18 protein-coding genes are annotated in these 21,585 nt (G+C 69.7%); 13 read left to right on the forward strand and 5 right to left on the reverse strand.

The window, feature by feature from the left end; all coding sequences use genetic code 11:
• The first annotated feature begins 86 nt into the window (after positions 1-86).
• From ACFOGJ_RS16530 to ACFOGJ_RS16555, 6 genes are all read left to right on the forward strand, one after another.
• Positions 87-1,193 (forward strand): S-(hydroxymethyl)glutathione dehydrogenase/class III alcohol dehydrogenase, encoded by a 1,107-nt coding sequence (locus ACFOGJ_RS16530; RefSeq protein ID WP_379902354.1) that lies wholly within the window; start codon positions 87-89, stop codon positions 1,191-1,193.
• A gap of 14 nt (positions 1,194-1,207) precedes the next feature.
• Positions 1,208-2,065: an S-formylglutathione hydrolase gene (gene fghA / locus ACFOGJ_RS16535; protein WP_379902356.1), complete on the forward strand. Its 858-nt coding sequence runs from the start codon at positions 1,208-1,210 to the stop codon at positions 2,063-2,065.
• 50 nt (positions 2,066-2,115) lie between these two features.
• Entirely contained in the window at positions 2,116-3,723 is a 1,608-nt protein-coding gene (locus ACFOGJ_RS16540; RefSeq protein ID WP_379902358.1) for a class I adenylate-forming enzyme family protein, read from the forward strand.
• Entirely contained in the window at positions 3,720-4,313 is a 594-nt protein-coding gene (locus tag ACFOGJ_RS16545) for a DinB family protein (RefSeq protein WP_379902360.1), read from the forward strand. The genes ACFOGJ_RS16540 and ACFOGJ_RS16545 overlap by 4 nt, the downstream gene beginning before the upstream one ends.
• A 73-nt stretch (positions 4,314-4,386) precedes the next feature.
• Positions 4,387-6,429 carry an OPT family oligopeptide transporter gene (locus ACFOGJ_RS16550; protein ID WP_379902362.1) on the forward strand — a complete coding sequence of 681 codons (2,043 nt, stop codon included), beginning with the start codon at positions 4,387-4,389 and terminating at the stop codon, positions 6,427-6,429.
• Between the two features lie 20 nt (positions 6,430-6,449).
• Entirely contained in the window at positions 6,450-7,892 is a 1,443-nt protein-coding gene (locus tag ACFOGJ_RS16555) for an N-acyl-D-amino-acid deacylase family protein (protein ID WP_379902364.1), read from the forward strand.
• 24 nt (positions 7,893-7,916) lie between these two features.
• Here ACFOGJ_RS16555 and ACFOGJ_RS16560 read toward each other — a convergent pair whose 3' ends face one another.
• Positions 7,917-8,828, reverse strand: a complete 912-nt coding sequence (locus ACFOGJ_RS16560) for a LysR family transcriptional regulator (RefSeq protein ID WP_379902366.1) — start codon at positions 8,826-8,828, stop codon at positions 7,917-7,919.
• A gap of 162 nt (positions 8,829-8,990) precedes the next feature.
• Between ACFOGJ_RS16560 and ACFOGJ_RS16565 the strand changes: the two genes are divergently transcribed.
• Positions 8,991-9,611, forward strand: a complete 621-nt coding sequence (locus ACFOGJ_RS16565) for a flavin reductase family protein (RefSeq protein WP_379902368.1) — start codon at positions 8,991-8,993, stop codon at positions 9,609-9,611.
• Between the two features lie 56 nt (positions 9,612-9,667).
• Positions 9,668-11,254 carry a 4-hydroxyphenylacetate 3-hydroxylase family protein gene (locus tag ACFOGJ_RS16570; RefSeq protein WP_379902370.1) on the forward strand — a complete coding sequence of 529 codons (1,587 nt, stop codon included), beginning with the start codon at positions 9,668-9,670 and terminating at the stop codon, positions 11,252-11,254.
• 38 nt (positions 11,255-11,292) lie between these two features.
• Here the strand turns inward: ACFOGJ_RS16570 and ACFOGJ_RS16575 are convergent, their stop codons facing one another.
• Positions 11,293-12,669 carry an MFS transporter gene (locus tag ACFOGJ_RS16575; protein WP_379902372.1) on the reverse strand — a complete coding sequence of 459 codons (1,377 nt, stop codon included), beginning with the start codon at positions 12,667-12,669 and terminating at the stop codon, positions 11,293-11,295.
• A gap of 93 nt (positions 12,670-12,762) precedes the next feature.
• Here ACFOGJ_RS16575 and ACFOGJ_RS16580 point away from each other — a divergent pair, with 93 nt between their 5' ends.
• The 3 genes from ACFOGJ_RS16580 to ACFOGJ_RS16590 all read left to right on the forward strand — a co-directional run bounded on the left by ACFOGJ_RS16580 (position 12,763) and on the right by ACFOGJ_RS16590 (position 15,987).
• Positions 12,763-13,212, forward strand: coding sequence for a VOC family protein (locus tag ACFOGJ_RS16580; RefSeq protein WP_379902374.1), 450 nt, complete (start codon positions 12,763-12,765; stop codon positions 13,210-13,212).
• 151 nt (positions 13,213-13,363) lie between these two features.
• Positions 13,364-13,672, forward strand: a complete 309-nt coding sequence (locus ACFOGJ_RS16585; protein ID WP_379902376.1) for a hypothetical protein — start codon at positions 13,364-13,366, stop codon at positions 13,670-13,672.
• Positions 13,673-13,710: 38 nt separating this feature from the next.
• Positions 13,711-15,987 (forward strand): N,N-dimethylformamidase beta subunit family domain-containing protein, encoded by a 2,277-nt coding sequence (locus tag ACFOGJ_RS16590; protein ID WP_379902378.1) that lies wholly within the window; start codon positions 13,711-13,713, stop codon positions 15,985-15,987.
• A gap of 192 nt (positions 15,988-16,179) precedes the next feature.
• On the opposite strand, the gene denD is transcribed toward ACFOGJ_RS16590, so the two are convergent.
• Positions 16,180-17,172, reverse strand: coding sequence for a D-erythronate dehydrogenase (denD, locus tag ACFOGJ_RS16595; protein WP_379902380.1), 993 nt, complete (start codon positions 17,170-17,172; stop codon positions 16,180-16,182).
• A gap of 73 nt (positions 17,173-17,245) precedes the next feature.
• On the opposite strand from denD, the gene ACFOGJ_RS16600 reads away from it, so the two are divergent.
• Both ACFOGJ_RS16600 and ACFOGJ_RS16605 read left to right on the forward strand, forming a co-directional pair.
• Positions 17,246-17,968, forward strand: coding sequence for a helix-turn-helix domain-containing protein (locus ACFOGJ_RS16600; protein WP_379902382.1), 723 nt, complete (start codon positions 17,246-17,248; stop codon positions 17,966-17,968).
• A 64-nt stretch (positions 17,969-18,032) separates the two neighbouring features.
• On the forward strand, positions 18,033-18,791 hold the full coding sequence (locus ACFOGJ_RS16605; RefSeq protein ID WP_379902384.1) for a sulfite exporter TauE/SafE family protein: 759 nt from the start codon (positions 18,033-18,035) through the stop codon (positions 18,789-18,791).
• A 9-nt stretch (positions 18,792-18,800) separates the two neighbouring features.
• Here the strand turns inward: ACFOGJ_RS16605 and ACFOGJ_RS16610 are convergent, their stop codons facing one another.
• Together ACFOGJ_RS16610 and ACFOGJ_RS16615 are read right to left on the reverse strand one after the other, a co-directional pair.
• On the reverse strand, positions 18,801-19,664 hold the full coding sequence (locus tag ACFOGJ_RS16610) for a crotonase/enoyl-CoA hydratase family protein (protein ID WP_379902385.1): 864 nt from the start codon (positions 19,662-19,664) through the stop codon (positions 18,801-18,803).
• Positions 19,665-19,684: 20 nt separating this feature from the next.
• Positions 19,685-21,583 (reverse strand): acyl-CoA synthetase, encoded by a 1,899-nt coding sequence (locus tag ACFOGJ_RS16615; RefSeq protein WP_379902387.1) that lies wholly within the window; start codon positions 21,581-21,583, stop codon positions 19,685-19,687.
• Positions 21,584-21,585 lie beyond the last annotated feature (2 nt).

Here is a 21,585-nt window from a genome sequence, read left to right on the forward strand (position 1 = left end):
CGGCTATCGTGTCGGCCGCCGTTTCGCCGGGGCCGACGTTCTGCCAGGCACCGGCCCCACAGACCGACCATTCGGGAGAGACCGAGATGAAGACCCGTGCCGCCATCGCCACCGCCGCCGGCAAGCCGCTGGAAATTCACGAGGTCGAGCTGGAGGGCCCGCGCGAGGGCGAGGTCCTGGTGGAGATCAAGGCGACCGGCATCTGCCACACCGACGCCTTCACCCTGTCCGGCGACGATCCGGAGGGGCTGTTCCCCGCCATCCTGGGGCACGAGGGCGCCGGCGTGGTGGTCGATGTCGGGCCCGGTGTCACCACCCTGGCGCCCGGCGACCATGTGATCCCGCTCTACACCCCGGAATGCCGGCAGTGCGAGTTCTGCACCTCCGGCAAGACCAATCTCTGCGGCGCGATCCGCGCCACCCAGGGCAAGGGCGTGATGCCCGACGGCACCAGCCGCTTCTCCATCGGCAGGGACAAGCTGTTCCACTACATGGGCACCTCGACCTTCGCCAACCACACCGTGCTGCCGGAGATCGCGCTGGCGAAGATCCGCAAGGACGCGCCGTTCGACAAGGTCTGCTACATCGGCTGCGGGGTCACCACCGGCATCGGCGCGGTGATCTGGACGGCGAAGGTGGAGCCCGGCGCAACCGTCGCCGTGTTCGGCCTGGGCGGCATCGGCCTGAACGTGATCCAGGGCGCGCGGATGGCCGGCGCCACGCGGATCATCGGCATCGACCTGAACCCCGCCCGCAAGCCGCTGGCGGAGAAGTTCGGCATGACCGACTTCATCGATGCGTCGAAGACCGACGACGTCGTCGGCACGATCGTGGAGATGACCCGCGGCGGCGTCGACTACAGCTTCGAATGCATCGGCAACGTCAAGGTGATGCGGCAGGCCCTGGAATGCTGCCACAAGGGCTGGGGCGAGAGCATCATCATCGGCGTCGCCGGCGCCGGGCAGGAGATCGCCACCCGGCCGTTCCAGCTGGTCACCGGCCGGGTCTGGCGCGGCACCGCCTTCGGCGGCGCGCGGGGCCGCACCGACGTGCCGAAGATCGTCGACTGGTACATGGACGGCCGCATCAACATCGACGACCTGATCACCCACACGATGCCGCTGGAGGAGATCAACACCGCCTTCGACCTGATGCATGAGGGCAAGTCGATCCGCTCCGTCGTCACCTATTGAGCGGCGGGCTGCGCATGTCGTTCGAAATCACCGGGCGCCACAAGGCGTTCGAAGGCGAGACCGCCTATTGCCGGCACGCTTCCACGGAGACAGGGACGCAGATGGCCTTCGCCGTCTACACCCCGCCGCAGGCAGCCGAGGGCGAGGTGCCAGTCGTCACCTACCTGGCCGGGCTGACCTGCACCGAAGAGACCTTCATGATCAAGGCGGGCGCCCAGCGCATCGCCGCCGAACTCGGCGTGATGCTGGTGGCGCCCGACACCAGCCCCCGCGGCCTGGGCCTGCCGGGGGAGGATGACGACTGGGACTTCGGCACCGGCGCCGGCTTCTACGTGGATGCCACGCAGGCGCCCTGGGACGGCCACTACCGCATGGCCAGCTATGTGGTGGAGGAACTGCCGCAGGTGGTGGCGGCCAACTTCCCGGCCGACCTGGGACGGGCCTCGATCATGGGCCATTCCATGGGCGGGCACGGCGCCCTGGTGCTGGGGCTGCGCAATGCCGGCCGCTACCGGTCGATCTCCGCCTTCGCGCCGATCGCCAACCCGATGGACTGCCCCTGGGGCCACAAGGCGTTCGGCAATTACCTGGGGCCGGACCGCGCCGACTGGGCGGCATGGGACGCCACCGACCTGGTCCGCTCCGGCCGCGCGGCGTGGCGGGGCCCGCCGCTGCTGGTCGACCAGGGCCGCGCCGACGGCTTCCTGGACGAGCAGCTGAAGCCGAAGGCGCTGCAGGCCGCCTGCGCTGCCACCGGCACGCCGTTCGAGCTGCACTGGCGGGACGGCTACGACCATGGCTATTTCTTCATCTCCACCTTCATGGAGGCGCATCTGCGCCACCACGCCCGGGCGCTCGGCCTGACGGCCTGAGCCGCCTGCGCGCCGACAAGAAACCCGAATAAGCAAACTGGGGGAAACGCATGAACGCCGCGACGCAGTCGGGGACCGAGACGGGTGTGGCGGAAGCGGACTGGATGCTGCCGGTCCCCTTCCTGGGGATCAGCGAACATGTCGCCGCCCATGCCCGGCATCGCGGCGGCGAGCCGGCCCTGATTCAGGACGGGCAGGCCACCAGCTGGGCGTCCTTCGACGCGGCGGTCAACCGGGTCGCCAATGCGCTGCGGGCCGGCGGCCTGGCGAAAGGGCAGCGGGTCGCGCTGCTGGCCGGCAATACCGGCTGGACCTATACCGCGCTTCTCGGCGTGCTGCGCGCCGGCGGCGTGGTGGCGCCGCTTTCGCCGTTGCTGACGCCGGAGATCATCCGCCGCCTGGCCGACGATTGCGACGCGCAGGTCCTGTTCGCCGGCCAGGGTTACGAGGCGATGGCCGCCGCCGTGATGCGCACCGAGGGCTGGCCGCCCGCCCGCCGGGTGGTGGCGGAGGCCGGCGGCGCGGACGGCATGGTCCCGTTCGACCGCTTCATCGCCGATGCCCCGGACACCGCGCCGGACGTCGTGCTGACGGCGCGCGACTGGTGCAACATCGTCTATTCCTCCGGCACGACGGGGGTGCCGAAGGGCATCGTGCACAGCCACCAGGCGCGGATCTGGCAGGCCGGTTCGCTGGCCTGCGCGCTGCGCTTCGAACCCGGCGGCATCGCCATGCAGACGGTGCCGCCGCACAGCAACTATTCCTGGGCCAGCATGCTGGCCTGCATCGGCTCCGCCACCGCGATGCTGGTGATGCCGAAGTTCGATCCGGCCGCCTTCCTGCGCATCGTGGCGCAGGTGCGGCCGAGCCAGGCGCTGCTGGTGCCGACCCAGTTCCAGGCCCTGCTGGACAGCCCGCTGGCGGCGGAGACCGACCTGTCCTGCTTCCGCTCCGTGCTGTCCGCGGGCGCGCCGCTGGGCGAGGGGCTTCAGAAGCGGGTGCTGGCGGCTTTCCCCGACAGCTTCTTCGAACTCTGGGGCCTGACCGAAGGGGTTGCCACCATGATCGGCCCGGCGGAGAAGCGGCAGCGGCCGGAAAGCGTCGGTCGGGCAATGATCGGCACGGTGCTGAAGATCGTCGGCGAGGAGGGCGAGGAACTGCCCGCCGGCCAGGCGGGAGAGATCGTCGGCACCTCCATGGGCCTGCTGCGCGGCTACCACAACCGCCCGGAGCAGACGGCGGAGTTGGTCTGGCGCGACGCGGCCGGCCGGCTCTACATCCGCACCGGCGATGTGGGCGAGTTCGATGCCGACGGCTACCTCACCCTGCGCGGCCGCAAGAAGGACATGATCATCTCCGGCGGCTTCAACATCTTCCCGGTCGATATCGAGGAGGTGCTGCGCGCCCATGAGGCGGTGCTGGACGCCGCCGTGATCGGCGTGCCCCACGAGAAATGGGGCGAGACCCCGGTCGGCCTGGTCACCCTGCGCCCCGGCACGACGGTCGAGGCGGCGGCCCTGAAGGACTGGGCGAACGGACGGCTGGCGAAGCACCAGCGGCTCGCCGACCTGGCGGTCGCGGGCGAGGACTTTCCCCGCAACACCATGGGGAAGGTGCTGAAGGGCGAATTGCGGGACGCCTGGCTGGCGCGGGGATGAAGGCGCCCGGGGTGCCCGGCCCGCTGGCGATGCAGGTCCGGCGCCTGGCGGAGAACAATGCCTGGTCGAACCTGCGGCTGCATGCCGCCTGCGCGCGGCTGGATGACGACGAATTCGCAGCGGCACGGACCGGCTTCTTCCCCTCGCTGCAGAAGACCCTGAACCACATCCTGCTGGTCGACCTCTACTACCTCGCCTTCCTGCTGCGGCGACCCGGTCCCGACCTTTCCGACGAGGTTCCGCATTCCCGGCTTGCCGACCTGACGGCCGCACAGATGGCTGCCGACCGGGAGATCGTCGCCCTCTGCGCCGGCCTCGACGATGCCGGGCTGCAGGTGCGCGTGACGGTGGCGCGCGACGACAGCAGCGATGCCGAACGGGTCGGGGACCTGCTGATGCACCTGTTCCTGCACCAGGTGCATCATCGCGGCCAGGCCCATGCCATGCTGTCGGGCAGTGCGGTTCCGCCGCCGCAGCTCGACGAGTTCCTGCTCGACTACGACCTTGCCCGCCGCCGGTCCGACCAGCCGGCCCTGGACCGCTGGCTGGGCCGGCATCCCGCCGATGCGGAGATCACGGGCGGGCGCTAGGCAGTGCGCGGCGGCCGGTTTAGGCTCGCCTTGCCCCGGGATAGAGCAGGGGGGCGGACAGTACGGGGGCGCCATGACCGAAGGCTTGCGCGAATTCACCCTTCGGGGTTTCGTCCTGGGGGCGGTGCTGACCCTGATCTTCTCCGCCTCCAACGCCTATCTCGGGCTGAAGGTCGGCATGACTTTCGCCACCTCGATCCCTGCCGCCGTGATGTCGATGGCGCTGCTGCGCAGCCTGGGCAATAACGGCATCCTGGAAAATAACATCGTCCAGACCATCGCCTCCGCCGGCGCTGCGGTGGTGTCGGTGATCTTCACCCTGCCGGCGCTGGTGATGGTCGGCTTCTGGCAGGGCTTTCCGTTCTGGCTGGTCTTCATCATCACGGCGGCGACCGGCATCCTGGGGGTCATCTTCACCGTGCCGCTGCGCCGGGCGATGGTGGTGGAGAGCCCGCTGAAATATCCGGAAGGTGTCGCCGCCGCCGAGGTGCTGCGCGCCGGCCAGGCGGAAGCGGGCGAGGCAGACAGCGCAGGCAGTCAGTGCGGCAAGGCCGGTCCAGGGGGAGCCAAGGCAGGCGGCGCATTGGGCGGCCTCCGAGACATCTCCTTCGGTGCCGCCATTGCCGCCATCGTGGCGCTGGTCACCGACGGCTTCCGGCTGGCCGCCGATGCCGGCAATCTGTGGTGGCGGATCGGCGAGGCGCGCTTCGGCATCGGCATTGAATATTCGCTGGCCCTGGTCGGCGCCGGCTACCTGATCGGGCTGCGCGCCGCCTTCGGCCTGTTGGTCGGCGTGATCCTGGCCTGGTTCGTCGCCGTGCCGATCCTTTCGGGTACCATGACCTGGCCCGCCGACATGTCGGCGGAGGCGGTGGCCAGCAAGGTCTGGTCCGACGATGTCCGCTTCATCGGCGTCGGCGCCATCGGCTTCGGGGCGATCTGGACCCTGCTGGTCCTGCTGCGGCCCTTGTGGGAGGGGATGAAGGCCTCCGTCCGCGCCTATGCCCATATGCGCGCCGGCGGCGGCGCCGCGGTACCGCGGGAGGAACGCGACATGCCGCCGCCGATCATGGCGGTGCTGGTGCTGGCGATGCTGGTGCCGGTGGCGGGGCTGATGCTGGTCTTCATGGCCGACGGCCCGGCGGAGATCGCGGGCGGCACCTACTGGGCGCTGGTGGTCTTCGCCACCCTCTACGTCCTTGTCGCGGGCTTCCTGACCGCGTCGGCGGCCGGCTACATGGCGGGACTGCTGGGCTCCTCCTCCAGCCCGATCTCCGGTATCGCGGTGCTGGCCCTGCTGGGCGGGGCGGTGGTGCTGTCGCTCTGGTTCGGGCCGCAGGACGGCAGCGACGACCTGCTGCAGGTGTTCCTGGTCGCCGCCGCCGTGTTCATGGCGACCGGCGTGCTGGGGGTCGCATCGATCGCCAACGACAACCTGCAGGACCTGAAGACCGGGCAGCTGGTCGGCGCCACGCCCTGGAAGCAGCAGGCCAGCCTGATCTTCGGCGTCGCCGTCGGCGCCCTGGTGGTGCCGCCGATCCTGCAGCTGCTGTACGAAGCCTATGGCATGGGCGGCTCGATGCCGCGCGCCGGGATGAATCCGAACAACGTGCTGCAGGCGCCGCAGGCGATGATGATCCAGACCCTGGGCCGCGGCATCGTCGCGGAGACCCTGAACTGGACCTATATCGGCATCGGCGTCGCGGGCGGCATCGTGCTGGTGGTCTGGAACGGTATCGCCGACCGCTTCGGCTGGCAGCTGCAGGCCTCGCCGCTGGCGGTCGGCATCGCGATGTACCTGCCCTCGATGATCTCGGTCACGATCCTGGCCGGCGCCCTGCTGAACCACCTGATCGAGCGTGGCCGCCGCCACGCCTCCGCCACCGACGCGGAGGAGGCGGCCGGCGGCACCGGCACCCTGGTCTCCGCCGGGATGATCGTCGGCGCCTCGCTGTTCGGCGTGCTGATGGCGGTGCTGATCGTGGTTTCCGGCAGCGGCGACCCGCTGCAGCTCTCCCACCTGGCGGACGGCGCGGCCGGGCCGTGGATCGGACTGGCGGTCTTCCTGGCCGCGGTCGCCGCCGGCGGCGCCTATATCCGCCGTCATCTCCACTGACTTCCCGACAGGACGCCATCATGCCCGACAAAGCCGACCTCGTGATCCGCAGCGCCACCATCGTCGATGGCGGCGGCGGCCCCGCCATGCGCGGCGACCTGGCGGTGGCGGAGGGGCGGATCCAGGCGATCGGCGCGCTGGGCGACGTGACCGGCGAGCGGGAGATCGATGGCACCGGCCAGGTGCTCTGCCCGGGCTTCATCGACGTCCATACCCATGACGACCGCGAGCTTCTGTCGGCACCGGCGATGACGCCGAAGGTCAGCCAGGGGGTGACCACCGTCGTGGCCGGCAATTGCGGCGTCTCCCTGGCGCCGCTGGTCACCGACGAACGTCCGGTGCCGCCGCTGGACCTGCTCGGCGTCGAATGGTTCCGCTTCGCGGAGTTCGGCCGCTACCTGGAGGCGGTCGATGCCGCCCGCCCGGTGACCAACGCCGTCTTCCTGGTCGGCCACCAGACCCTGCGCTACGGCGCCATGGGCCGCGACCTGGACTGCGCCGCGAGCGCGGGCGAGACGGCGGCGATGGCGGCGCAGGTCGAGGCGGCGATGCGCGCCGGCGCGATCGGGCTGTCCACCGGCCTGTTCTATCCGCCCGCCCAGGCCGCGCCGACCGAAGAGATCGTCGCCCTGGCGAAGGTGGCGGGTGCCGCCGGCGGGCTCTACGCCACCCACCTGCGCGACGAAGGCGACGCGCTGGAGGAATCGGTGGCGGAGGCGCTGACCATCGGCCGCGAGGGCGCGCTGCCGGTGGTCTTCTCCCACCACAAGGCCACGGGCCGGAAGAACTTCGGCAAGGTGAGGCGGTCCCTGGCGCAGATCGACGCGGCGGCAGCGGGGCAGAAGGTGGCGCTGGACGTCTATCCCTATGCCGCCGGCTCCACCGTGCTGCTGCCGCAGCGCATCGACATGGCGGAGAAGGTGATGATCACCTGGTCGGAGGCGATGCCCGATGCCGGCGGCCGCTACCTGCACGACCTGGCGGCGGAGCATGGCCTGTCGGACCAGGAGATGGCGGTGCGGCTGCAGCCGGCCGGCGCGATCTACTTCATGATGAACGAGGCCGACGTGCAGACCGTCCTGCGCCACCCGATGGCAATGATCGGCTCTGACGGCATCCCGACCGACCCGCGACCGCATCCGCGGCTCTGGGGCACCTTCCCACGGGTGCTGGGCCATTACGTGCGGGAGCTGAACCTGATGCCGCTGGAGGAAGCGGTGCGCCGCATGACCGGCCTGCCGGCGGAAACCTTCGGCCTGCGCGACCGCGGCCGGCTGGTGCCCGGCGCCTGGGCCGACCTGGTGCTGTTCGACCCGGCGACTGTGATCGACCGCGCCAGCTTCGACAATCCGATCCAGACCTCGGCCGGCATCGGCATGGTGGCGGTGAACGGTGAGGTGGTCTGGGCCGACGGCGCCGCCACCGACGCGCGCCCCGGCCGCGCGCTGCGCCGCGCCGCCTGACCGGCTGCGGCAGGGGCACGGCGCCTACAGCGCATCGGCGGCGGCCTGCAACCTGCGCCGCAGCCAGCGATGGCCCGGATCGTGGGTGTGGCGCGGGTGCCAGAACATGTCTTCGTGGATGTCGGGCAGCGCGACCGGCGGTTCCAATGTCCGCACCGGGGCATGGTCCGACAATGCCCTGACGGCGCGTTCCAGCATGACGCTCACCATGCCGGTGCCGTGCAGGAAGAACGGCACCAGCAGGAAGCTCTCGAGGGTGACTTCGATCCTGCGCTTCAGTCCGAGCCCGGCGAGATGCTGGTCGGCCAGGCTGGGCTGCCGGTCGAGCCCGATGCCGTAGGTGATGTGCGGCAGGCGCAGGTACTGCGACAGGGAAAGCCGGTCGCCATCGACCAGCGGATTGCCCGGATCGACCGCACAGAGCCAGCGGTCGCTGTAGAGCGGCCGTGACGGGAAGCGCGACGTTCCGATCAGTTCGCGCGGCTCGATGACGATATCGGCGCGGTCGCTCGTCAGCAGCTCGTTGACGTCGCGGAAGCGCGGCAGCAGGTCGACCGTGATGCCCGGCGCTTCCGCCGCCAGGGCGCGGACGAAAGGCGCGAGCAGCACCAGGGTCGCATAGTCCGAGGCGCTGATCGTGAAGCTCCGGTCCGCCGTGCCGGGATCGAACTCGGGCCGTTCCACGATCAGCCGTTCGACCTGGCCGAGCGTCTCCCGCAACGGAATGACAAGGTCGTCCGCCACCCGCGTGCGCACCAGCCCGCGGCCGGCACGGACCAGTAGGGGATCGCCGAAGATCTGTCGCAGGCGGCCCAGCGCGGCGCTGGTCGCCGGCTGGCTCAACCCGATGCGGCGTCCGGCCCGGCTGACATTGCACTCCGCCAGAAGCGCGTCGAGCACCACAAGCAGGTTCAGGTCGACCGATCGGAGGTTCATCGTCCACCCCATATATCCACCACATGAATATATAGATTACTGAATATCGATTAGACGGCTAGTTCGAGCAGTCCTAGCCTCGTTCCCGACCTGCAATCGGGGGCACGGGTGCCGCGGCAATCGGTGCGGTGCACGCGCCCGGCACGTGCCGGGAGAACGGGAATGGAGGGCGGCATGGACGGGCAATGGCCGGAGAGCGGCGGCGACGTGACGTCGGATTGGGACGTGGATGGCGCGGCTGAAACGGAGGATTTCCGTTCGGTGATGCGCCGCGCGGTCGGCGGGCTGGCGGTGGTGACGACCCTGCACGAGGGGCGTGCCTGGGGCATGACCGTCAGCGCCTTCAGCGTGGTGAGCGTATCGCCGCCGACCCTTCTGGTCTGCGTCGGCAACGGCACGGTGACCGCGGAGGACGCCATCCGCGACGGCAGGTTCGCGGTGAACCTGCTCAGCGATGCGCAGGTGGAGCTGTCCCGCCTCTGTGCCCGGCCCGGGGTCGCCAAGTACCTGGACGACCATGTGCTGCCGGCAGCTGCCCTGCCGCGCCCTGTCGCCATGCCGGTCCTGCCTGCCTCGCTCGCGACGTTCGACTGCCGCCTGCAGGAGGCGAAGCCGGTGGCATCCCACTTCGTGATGATCGGTTCGGTGCTGTCGATTCTGGCGCCGCCGCCGCGGCCGGCGCTTCTGTACGGCGAGGGGCAGTACCAGCGCGGGATCCAGATCGATGCCGCTGCCGCAGCGCCCGCCGCATCGCCGGCAGGCCAGGTCGCGTTCCGCAAATAAGCCCGCATCAACGGATTTGACGTTCAGCCAAGGACCAGCCAGCAGGAAAGGGAGGCATGGCAATGAGGACAGGCGAGGAGTATCTGCAATCGCTGCGTGACGGCCGCAAGGTCTATGTGGGCGGCGAACTGATCGAGGATCTGACGACCCATCCCGCGACGCGCGGCTATGCCCGGGCGATCGCGGACTATTACGACCTGCATCTCGACCCGGCGAACCGCGACGTTGCGACCTTTGTCGACCGGTACGGCGACCGGCAGTCGATGCACTGGTTCCTGCCCCGGTCGAAGGAGGACGTCGCGCGGCGCCGGAAATACACCGACTTCCTGGCCCGGCATTTCAAGGGCGGCATCTTCACCCGGCCGCCGGCCGGCATGAACGTGGTGATGTTCACCCAGGTCGACGACCCGACGCCCTGGTACGAGAACTCCCGCTTCCGCAACGGCCATCGCGACCTGTCCGGGAATATCGAGCGTCAGTGGGATGAGGTGACGAGCAAGGACCTGGCGATCTCGCCGATGTTCCTGGACGTGCAGTACGACCGCGGTCGCGACGACGCGATGGCGGACACGCCGATGCTGAAGATCCTGGAGGAAACGGACGAGGGCATCCTGGTGCGCGGCTGGAAAGCGATCGGCACTTCGGTCCCGTTCGTCAACCACCTGCTGATCGGCAATCTGTGGCGGCCCGGCCAGACGCCGGAGCAGACGATCTATGCGCTGGTGCCGATCGCCACCAAGGGGATCAGCGTGGTCGCGCGCAAGTCGAACGCGGCACCGGATGCCGATCCCTACGACCGGCCTCTGGCGGTGATCGGCGATGAACTGGACGCGATGGTCTATTTCGACGATGTCCTGATCCCCTGGTCGCAGGTCCAGCACATCGGCAATCCCGACCATGCCAAATGGTATCCGCAGCGCCAGTTCGACTGGGTCCACCTGGAAACCCAGATCCGGCACTGCGTGCATGCCGAGCTGATGGTGGGGCTGGCCCTGCTGCTGACCCACTCGCTGGGCACAAGCGGCAACCCGATGGTGCAGGCGCAGATCGCCGAACTCATCCGCTTCCGCGAGACCTGCCGCGCCTTCATGATCGCGGCGGAGGAAACCGGCTTCACCACCCCGGGCGGCCTGTACAAGCCGAACAACATCTATGTGGATTTCGGCCGCGCCCATTACCTGGAAAACCAGCACCGGATGGTGAACCTGCTGATCGACTTCTGCGGGCGCGGCGTGGTGATCCAGCCGACCCGTGCGGAGATGGACGATCCCTATATCGGCCCGAAGCTGGCCGATGCCCTGCGCGGCGCCGAGATCAGCGCCCGGGACCGGATCAAGATCTTCCGTCAGATCAGCGAGCGCTTCCTGACGGAATGGGGCAGCCGCCACGAGATGTTCGAGAAGTTCAACGGCACGCCGCTCTACCTGATCAACCTGCTGACCATGCAGCGGACCGAGTACCAGGTGGACGGCCCGCTGACCGAGCTGGCGCGCGAGGTGCTGGGCTTTGGCGACACGGCCGAGCTCGGTCGCCGCGCGCAGGAGGCGGAGCAGGCGTCCCACTACGCCAATGTCCGCTACCAGCCCGACTATGCCCGCGGGCAGGATGTCCAGAAGGGCTATATGAAGGGCGCCGCGGAGTAGCCGGGCCCCGGGGCGGGGGCGCCCCGCGCGGGGCGCCCCTACCGCTGCGGCCAGGCCGGGTGGTGCAGGTCCACCACGAAGGCATGGGCATGACGCCCTGCCGCATGCCGGTGCGGATGGCTGTGCGGCTCCGGCCCCTCCCAGCCCTCATGCGCGTGCCGGTGGTGCTGGTCGTCGTGGACATGGAGGTGGGCATGGTCCTGCGCTTCGTGGCTGTGGGCCAGGACCTGCGGGTCCGGCGATGGCCAGAGCCGCAGGGCGGTGGCGGTCGCGGCCAGGCAGAGCGCCGCAAGGATCGCGAAGGCGGCCTCCAGCCCCAGCACCTTGCCGGCCCAGCCGGCAAGCGGGTAGGTGGCCAGCCAGCACAGATGCGACAGGGCGAACTGCGCCGCGAACAAAGCCGGGCGATCGCCCTCCGTCGATGAGCGGCGCAGCAGGCGCCCGGCCGGGGTCTGCACCAGGGCACTGCCGGCGCCCAGCAGCAGCCAGATCGCCAGCAGGCCGGAAAGGCCGGGCTGCAGCAGCCCCGCCAGCAGGCCGAGGCCCATCGCCGCGCCGCCGGCCAGCATCACCGGCCGCTCCGGCAGCCGGCGCAGCAGGCGCGGCAGGGCCAGAGCGGCGGCCATCGCGCCGGCACCCGCGGCGGCGAAGGCGATGGCGGTGTCGCTGTCGCTGCCGCCCAGACGGTCGCGGACGATCACCACCGTGTTGACGATGGTCATGGCGCCGCCGGCGGCGACCGCGACGGCCAGCGCCAGCAGGGCGCGCAGCCGCGGCGTGCGCAGATAGATCCGCATCCCGAACAGCAGGTTCTCCGCGATGCCGCCGGCCCGCTCCGGCGGCCGCGCGGCGGGCAGGCGGGTGGTGGCGACCAGCAGGGCGGAGGCGGCGAAGGCGGCGGCATTGGCCAGGAAGAGGCCGTCATAGCTGATCGCCAGCAGCGCCAGCGCCGCGGCGGCCGGGCTCAGCAGGTTCTCCAGCTCGTAGGCCAGGCGGGAGAGGGAGAGCGCCTGCGTGTAGCGCTCCTCGTCCTGCAGCACGTCGGGGATGCTGGCCTGGAACACCGGCGTGAAGGCGGCGGAGCAGGCATTCACCAGGAAGATCAGCAGGTAGACCTGCCAGACCGCGGTGACGAAGGGCAGGGCCAGCACGATGCCGGCCCGCGCCAGGTCCAGCGCCACCAGTAGCCGCCGCCTATCCAGGCGGTGGGCGACGGCGCCGGCGACCGGCGCGATCGTCACATAGGCGATCATCTTCAGCGCCAGGGCGGTGCCCAGCACGGCGCCGGCATCGCCGCCGGCCAGATCGAAGGCCAGCAGGCTGAGCGCGACCGTGGTCAGCCCGGTGCCGAACAGCGCGATCGTCTGCGCGGCGAACAGGTGGCGGAAGCGGCGGTCGGCGAGCGGGGCGAACATCGGCACAGGCTGCACCGGCCGGCCGTGCCTGTCGACGGGGGAACCCGGCGGTCAGGCAGGCATTATCCGGGCGGGGGCGGAAAGGCCAGACGGATGACGGCGAAGCTGAACCACACCATCGTCGCCGCGCGCGACAAGGAAAAGTCGGCCCTCTTCATGTCAGAGATCCTGGGTCTGCCGCCGCCGGTCGCGTTCGGTCATTTCGTCCTGGTCACCGTCGGTGACGAGCTGACCCTGGACTTCCGCGACAAGGCGGGAGAGATCGTCCCCCAGCACTACGCCTTTCTGGTCAGCGAGACGGGGTTCGACGAGATCTTCGCGCGCATCGTCGCCCGCGGCCTCGACCACTGGGCCGATCCCGGCCGCCAGCGGGCGGGAGAGGTCAACCGCTGGGACGATGGCCGCGGCGTCTACTTTCCCGATCCTGACGGCCATCTGCTGGAAATCCTGACCCGACCCTATGGCAGCCTGGGCATGTCGGCCGAACATCCGCACCCACTCGTCGCGCGGACCCTGCAGACGGGGGGTGGCGGCGCGGACTGATTCTCCCAACAGCGCCATCCAGGTCCTGCCGGCCGTCAAAGATGGACAGACGTCATGCCGACGTCCTACTGTCGTAGTATCGTGGCGGGCGCCCGGTGAGAGCGAAGATCCGCCGTGTTCGCCGCGGGCGACCGGTTCGGGAGAGGGCCAGATGTCGGTATACAAGATCACCCCTGCCGACAGGCAGCTGGTCGAAGAGTTCCGCAGCAATCCCGTCGGCCATCACAGCCCGGAACTGCAGCGGGTGCTGACCCGCCTGCGCGGGCAGGAACCTGCCGGCAAGTACGTCCTGGTCTGCACCCGCCCGCATGAGGAGTTCGTCCTGGCGGAACTGCCGGCACAACGCGGCCAGCCCCTGAAGATCCACCACAACCGCGTCTTCCATTCGCAGGAGGAGGCGGAGTGGGAAGTTTTCAAGATGCGCTGGGAGCAGGCGACGGGCGAAAAGCTGGACGACTGACCGGGGCCGGGACAGCATCATCGGAGGCGGGGCGGCAGATGAAGAAGATCCTGGGATACAGCGACAAGATCAGTGTGCGCCCCGGCGAGGAGATCGCCTTCAAGGTATCCAGCCTGGAAGGCCGGGCCTATGACGCCTCGATCGTCCGCATCATCCATGGCGACAACAACCCGGCCGGCCCCGGCTGCCGCTTCGAGCCGGTGGCAACCGCGATCGACGGCCGCTATGACGGCCGCCCGCAGGAGGCGCTGGCCGGGTCATATGTCACCGTGCCGGACCATCCGCTGTTCGCCGGGCTGCGCAGCTTCACCCTGCAGGCGATGATCTGGCCGACCCTGCCGGGGCAGGGCGCGCAAAGCGTGATCTCGCGCTGGGACGAGGGCCGCAAGGCCGGCTTCATCCTGGGACTCGACGCAGCCGGCTGCGTCGCACTGACCATTGGGGATGGCAGCGGCAAGGTCGCGACGTTCGGCAGCGGCAAGCCGGTGCTGGCACGCGAATGGTACCTGGCGGCGGCCAGCTTTGACGCCGCCACCGGCACGGTGACCGTGCACCAGGTGCCGCAGGCCGTCTATGGCCATATCGACGATGCATCCACCGTCACGGATCGGCCGGGCTTCGCGCCGGGCGACGCCGGCGGTCCGCTGCTGATCGCCGCGCATCCCGTCGGTACCGTTGGAACCCGCCTGCGCACCGCGGGGCATTTCAACGGCAAGATCGACAGCCCGGCGGTTTCCGCCGTTCTGCTCGACCCGATGGGGCTGGAACAGGTGCTGACCGGCCGCCTGCCCGACGCGGCGGCGCCGGCGCTGGTCGCCCGCTGGGATTTCGGTCAGGGGATCAGCGGCGAGACGGTCTTCGACATCTCGCCCAACCGCCTGCATGGGCAGACCGTGAACATGCCGGTGCGGGCGATGAAGGGCTACAACTGGACCGGCCGCGAGATGAACTGGAGCCGCGCGCCGCAGGAATATGGCGCGATCCATTTCCACGACGACGACCTGTACGATTGCGGCTGGCAGACCGACTTCACCCTGACCGTGGCCGACGGCCTGAAGAGCGGCATCTACGCCGCCCGGGTGCGCCTTGACGAAACCTCGCCGGGCGGCGTCGGGGAGGATTACATGCCCTTCGTGGTGCGGGGGCCCAAGACATCTGCCTCAGGCGGACGGCCCCGCGCCCGCGCGGCCTTCCTGGTGCCGACCGCGAGCTACATGGCCTATGCCAACGAGCATATGGCGTTCGACGGGGCGACGACCGAGGTGCTGGCCGGGCGCATCCCGGTGCTCTATCCGAACGACGTGTTCCTGGCGGAGAACCGGAATTTCGGCGGCTCCTGCTACGACACCCATGCTGACGGCAGCGGCATCTGCTTCAGCTCGCGCCTGCGGCCGATCCTGAACATGCGGCCCGACTACCAGTCCTGGGTCGGCGGCATCGGCTCCTCGCTGTGGCAGTTCAACGCCGACACCCACATCACCGACTGGCTGGAGGCGCAGGGCTTCGACTTCGACTGCCTGACCGACGAGGACCTGCACTACGAAGGCGTGGGCGCGCTGGACGGCTACGACGTCGTGATGACGGGCACCCACCCGGAATACCATTCGACGGCGATGTGGGACGCCATGGACGCGTTCAAGAAGCGCGGCGGGCGGCTGATGTATCTGGGCGCGAACGGCTGGTACTGGCGCATCGCCTACCACCCGACGAAGCCCGGCGTGATGGAGGTGCGCCGCAACGAGGACGGAATCCGCGCCTGGGCGGCGGAGCCAGGCGAGTACTACCACGCCTTCACCGGCGAATATGGCGGGCTGTGGCGGCGCAACGGCCGGCCGCCGCAGGTGATGGCCGGCACCGGATTCACCGCCCAGGGCTTCGACATCTGCTCCTACTACCGGCGGCAGAAGGATGCCGACGACCCCCGCGTCGCCTTCATCTTCGACGGCGTGCCGGACGAGATCATCGGCGATTTCGGTCTGATCGGCGGCGGTGCCGCGGGGCTGGAACTGGACCGCGCCGACCGCCTGCTGGGCACGCCGCCGAACGCGCTGCTGCTGGCCTCGTCGGAGAACCATACCGACATCTACCTGGTCGTCAGCGAGGAGATCCTGATCAACTATCCCGGCCAGGGCGGCCATGAGAGCCCGCTGGTGCGCGCCGACATGCTGTTCTACGAGACCGCCGCCGGCGGCGCCGTCTTCTCCACCAGCTCGATCGCCTGGGCGGGCAGCCTGTCGCACAACGGCTACGACAACAACGTCTCCCGCATCACCGGGAACGTGCTGCGCCGCTTCCTGGACCCGACGCCGTTCTGAGGGGACGGAAGCGCCAGCCACGCTTGGAGCGCTGCCGCCAAAGGGGATGCAGCAAAAAGCAGTGAGATCCGTCGTCCCCGCCCTTGAGGCGGGGATCCATTCCGCAAGCCGCGATGCAGCTTCAGGGGTGGCGGAATGGGCTCTCGGGTCAAGCCCGAAAGCGACAGGTAGCTGTCATGGCCGCAATCGCTCTTACTTGCCCGCCGGCCTTACCATGTCGTCCTCGGCAAAGGCGCGGACCACGGCTTCCATCGACTCGTCGGCGGTGAAGCCCAGGGTGCGCGCCTTGTCCCAGCCGAAGCCGGCGGGCCAGCCGGCGACGATCTTCTGGATCGCCGGGTCCGGCTCCCAGCGGATGCGGGCGACGGCCTCTTCGCCCCCCACGGCGCGCAGGGCCTCGACCATCTGCGCCACGCTCACCGTGATGCCGGGGAAGTTCAGCGACCGCCAGGGCCCCAGCGCACCGTCCGGCAGTTCGTGCAGGGCGACCAGGCCCGCCACCGCCTTGCGCGGGGAGAGCACGACCATCTGCGCATCCTCGGTCACCGGGCAGACCGTTTCTTCGCCCTGCAGCGGCTCGCGGATGATCGAGGAGACCCAGGTCGAGGCCGCCCGGTTCGGCCGGCCGGGCCGGATCGCGATGGTCGGCAGGCGCACGGAGCGGGCATCGACGAAGCCCTTGCGCGAATAGTCGTTGGCCAGCAGTTCGCCAATCGCCTTCTGCGTGCCGTAGGAGGTCTGCGGCGTCTGCGGCGTGTCGTCGTCGACCGCCTCGCTCCAGGCGCCGCCGAAGGTGGCCAGCGAAGAGGTGAAGACGATGCGGCTGCGATGGTCGGTCGCCCGCGCCGCCTCCAGCACCGCCAGCATGCCGTCCAGGTTGGTGCGGTAGCCCAGGTCGAAATCCTCCTCCGCGCCGGCGGAGACGACGGAGGCCAGATGGAACAGGCTCTGGGTGTCGGGACCGACCAGGTCGGCCACCAGGCCGCGGTCGGCAATGTCGCCCTTGTGCAGGCTGACCCGGTTGTCGCCGGGCCGCGGCGAGACCGGCTCGACATGGTCGAAGAGCACCAGCTGGTCGACTTCCTGCTCGCTGCCGTCGGCACCGGTCAGCCGGCCGCGGTCCAGGATCGCCCCGGCCAGCTTGCGTCCCAGAAAGCCGGCGGCGCCGGTGATCACGACCTTCATCTTTCTCGTCTCCTCCTGCGCGCCGGGTTGTAGGGTATCCCGGCTTCGGCCCCGCCGTCCCGATAGGGGTACCATGGACGACCAACTGCGATACGACTATGCGGGCGACAGCCGCGTTCTGGAAGGCGCCGACTGGATCGGCTGCCGTCCCGCCGGGCTGCGGCTGCACTACCATGCCGAGACCCAGCTCTCGGTCGTCTGGAACGGCTGCCGGGACTATTGCATCGGCGCCCACCGGCTGCGCCTCGCGCCCGGCCATATCCTGGCCATCGGCGGACTGGTGGCGCATCGCGCGCTGCCCACGCAAGGGCGGCAGGTGATCTCTGCCGAATTCTACCTGCCGCCCGATTCGCTGCCCGACGGGCTGGCGGACCGTCTGGCGCGCTCCGCCTACCTGCTGGCGGCGGCACCGGCCCTGCTGGATATCGCGCCAGGGGCGGTCGGCGATCTCGTCGCCGGCGGGCTGTCGCGGCATGCGCCGCGCTGGACCGGCCCCGCGCGTCCGGTCGCACGGGCGCCCGGCGGCACCGGCGGAGGCGCCGCTGCCGCGCGCCTGTCCGGGTTGAGCCGGGAGGGCTTCATCCGTGCCTTCGCCCGGCAGTTCGGCATGACGCCCCATGCCTACGACCTGAATGCCCGCCTCAATGCCGGCCGCCAGATGCTGCGCGACGGTGCCCGCATCAGCGAGGCGGCCTATGCCGCCGGCTTCTGTGACCAGAGCCATTTCGGGCGCATGTTCCTGGCCTTCTTCGGGGCCACGCCGGGCCGCTTCCGCGCCGCCCACCACCCGGACTGACGGTCACTTTCATTCTATATCGCGGGCCCCCGCCATGCTTTCTGCCGGGCGGGAGGAACGGGACATGAACTTCGAGGCGGTCGCACTGCTGGGCCTTGCCGGCTTTGCCGCGGGGATCCTGAACGCCATCGCGGGCGGCGGGACGATCTTCACCTTTTCCGCCCTGCTGGCGCTCGGCATGCCGCCGGTGGCGGCGAACGCCACCAGCGCCGCGGCTGTGGTGCTGGGTTCCGTCGCCTCTGCCCTGGCCTATCGCAGGGAGATCGTGGCGGCGTTCCGGCGCCTGCTGCCGCTGGTCGCGGTGTCGCTGGTCTGCGGTGCCCTGGGGGCATGGCTGGTGCTGCTGTCCGGCGACGGCCTGTTCGGCACCCTGGTGCCCTGGCTGCTGCTGCTGGCGACCGCGATGTTCGCCTTCAGCCGCGGCATCGCCCGCCTGGGAGCGCGGCTGGCCGGCCCGGCAACGGGACCCCGGCCGGTCTGGCCCGCCGTGCTGCTGCAGGGCGCGGTTGCCGTTTATGGCGGCTATTTCGGCGCCGGCATGGGGGTGATGATGCTGGCGACCCTGGCGCTCACCGAGAATGCCGGTTTCCACGCGGTGAATGCCGCCAAGAACCTGCTGTCTATCGTCCTGCAGGCGATGGCGGTCGCCGTCTTCCTGGCAGCCGGCGCCGTCGATCCCGCTGCCAGCCTGGTCATCGCGGTCGCCGGCATCGCCGGTGGCTGGTCCGGCGTCCATCTGGCCAGGATGCTGCCGCTGCCGGTGGTGCGGGCCTTCGTCATCGTCAGCGGCCTCGCTCTGTCGGCCTGGTACTTCCTTGCCTGACCAGGCCGGCTACCGGTTGAGGCGCAGGCCTTCGCGGCCCTCAGGGATCGGGTCGCCGGAATCCCGTTCCTTCACCGCCTGCTGGAAGCCGACCTCTTCCGCCCGCTGCTTGAACCACATGCCCTCCGGGCTGTGGCGGGTGATGCCGTCGAACAGGGTGGCGATCATCTGGGTGTTTGCCATGCCCATATTGTCGAAGGCCTGGTTGATCATCAGCTTCTGCATCATCAGCTGGTTCTTCGGCACACCGGCCATGCGGTCCAGGAAGGCCCGCACCCGGTCGGCCAGGGCATCCTCGGGCACCGCCTCCAGCGCCAGGCCCAGTTCGGCAGCCTCCCGCCCGTCGATCAGGTCGCCGGTGAACAGCATGCGCTTCGCCACCTGCGCGCCGACCCGGTAGACCCACATCGCCGTGGTCGGGCAGCCCCAGACCCGCGCCGGCGGATAGCCGATGCGCGCATCCTCCGCCATGAAGAGGATGTCGCAGGACAGGGCGATGTCGCTGCCGCCGGCCACCGCATGGCCATGCACCTGCGCCACCGTCGGCTTGTAGCTGCGCCACAGGCTCTGATAATCGTCGGTGAAGCCCTTCATGATCTTGTAGTCGATCATCGGGTCCCAGGGCATCGGCTGCACGCCCGCATTGGGCCCTTCGCTTTCGGCGTACATCTTCAGGTCGTAGCCGGAGCAGAAGGCCCGGCCGGCGCCCTTCAGCAGGATGACATGGACGGCATCGTCGTCATTGGCCTGCTGCACGGCCCGGCGGATCTCGCCCGGCATCCGGTCGTCGATCGCGTTCAGCCGCTCGGGCCGGTTCAGGGTGATCACCGCCACCCTGTCCTCGACCGCATAGGTCAGGCTGCTGAAGTCCAAGGCCGGCTCCCTTCTGGCCGTCAGGCCCAGACGATCCGGTAAGGCTGCAGGGTGAAGGCGCCCAGCCGCTCGTTGACCGCGGCTTCCACCGCCGCCTTGTCGTCGGCCGTGCCGCTCAGGCTCACGGTGGCGACGATGCCGGTGCCCGGCACGTCGCCGACCTCGACCTTCGCGGCGACGCCATGCTCGTCGGCCAGGCCCTTCAGCCGGCTCTCGAAGACCTGCCTGGTGATGTCCCAGCGCAGCGCCGGCTTGAAGATCTTGCCGACCGCGGTCAGCGGCATCTCGCCGATGACATGGATCTGCTTCGGCAAGGCCGGGCGTTCGGAGATCCGCTCCGCCAGCCAGTCGTGCAGTTCGGATTCCGTGGCTGTGGCGCCTTCCTTCAGGGTGACGTAGATCGCCGGCAGCTCGCCGGCATATTCGTCGGGCATGCCGATCGCGGCGCTGTTCAGCACGGCGGGATGCTCGTCCATCGCCGCCTCGATGATCGCCGGGTCGATGTTATGGCCGGAGCGGATGATCAGGTCCTTCGCCCGCCCGGTGATCCACAGCCGGCCGTTCTCGTCGAAGCGGCCCAGATCGCCGCTGACCAGCCAGCCGTCGTCCAGCACCACGCCTTCGTTGCGGCGCGGATCGGTATAGCCCGGCGTCACCGTGGGCCCGCGGAACATCACCACCCCAGTCTCGCCCTGAGCGCAGTCGACCGACGGCGTGCCGTCGGCGCCGAACTTCGCCACCTTGACCTCGACATAGGGCGCGCGCAGGCCGGCGCAGCCGACCACCCGCTCGCCGAAGCGCGGGTTCACGGTGCCGTTGCCGGCGGTTTCGGTCATGCCATAGATCTCGTGGATCCTGATGCCGAAGCGGCCCTCGAACTGCTTCGCCGGCTCCACCGGCATCGGCGAGCCGCCCGTCAGCGCCATCTTCACGCACGAGATGTCGGCATCGCCGACCGGCACCTGGCCCATCGCCACGATCGAGGTCGGCACGCCGCCCACCGTGTCCAGCCTGAACTTGTCGGCGATGCGCCAGACATTCTGCACCACCTGCGGGTTGCGCAGGCCGGCCGGGGTCGCGAGCAGGAAATGGGCGCCGGAGGCGAGCGGCGCCAGGCCGGCATCCAGCGCGCCGCCGACATGGAAGATCGGCAGACCGTTCAGCACGCCCTTGTTGGGCTGGAAGCCCCACATCCTGCCGACGGCGAAGGCCATCGCGACATGGTTGCGGTTGGTGTGCTGCGCCAGCTTCGGCGCGCCGGTGGTGCCGCCGGTGTGGAAATAGGCGGCGACATCGTCCAGGCCGAAGCCGCGCCCGCTGACCAGGCGATCCGCCGGCTGCGCGCCGACCGCCGCGTCGAAGGCATGGACATTGTTCAGCTCCGGCGCCACCTCGCCGGTGACCTGTACGATCGCCTTCAGGGTCGGCACCTTGTCCTTGATCTGCAGCACCTTGTCCCAGATGTCGACGGCCGGGTTCGGGCCCAGCGCCACCAGCACCGTCACCTTGGCGGCGTTCATGAGGTCGGCCAGCTGGTCGGGGCGCAGCAGGAAGTTCAGCGGCATGGCGACACCGGCCGCGGCACCGCCCCACAGGGTCATGTGCGCATGCGGCATGGCGGGGAGCATCTCCGCCACCACCGGCGGCTCGCCCTCGCTCAGCTCGTGGAACAGGTTGGCCGCCTGGGTGACCCGGCCGAACAGCTGCCGGAAGGTCAGGGTCATGGCCGGGTCGTCCGGATCCGGCGTGGTCATGAAGATGATCGCCGGCCAGTCCGGATGCTCCGCCGCCTGGATGCCCAGGATCTCGTAGGCGCTTTTAGCGTTGCTCACCTGGTCGAAGGGCGTCTTCTCGATGGCGGCGATGTCGGCAGCGTCGCGGATGACAATGTCGCTGACGGCGGGGTTCCAGACGGGCATCG

It is taken from the genome of Marinibaculum pumilum (assembly GCF_042646425.1).
Classification (GTDB): Bacteria; Pseudomonadota; Alphaproteobacteria; order Ferrovibrionales; family Ferrovibrionaceae; genus Marinibaculum; species Marinibaculum pumilum.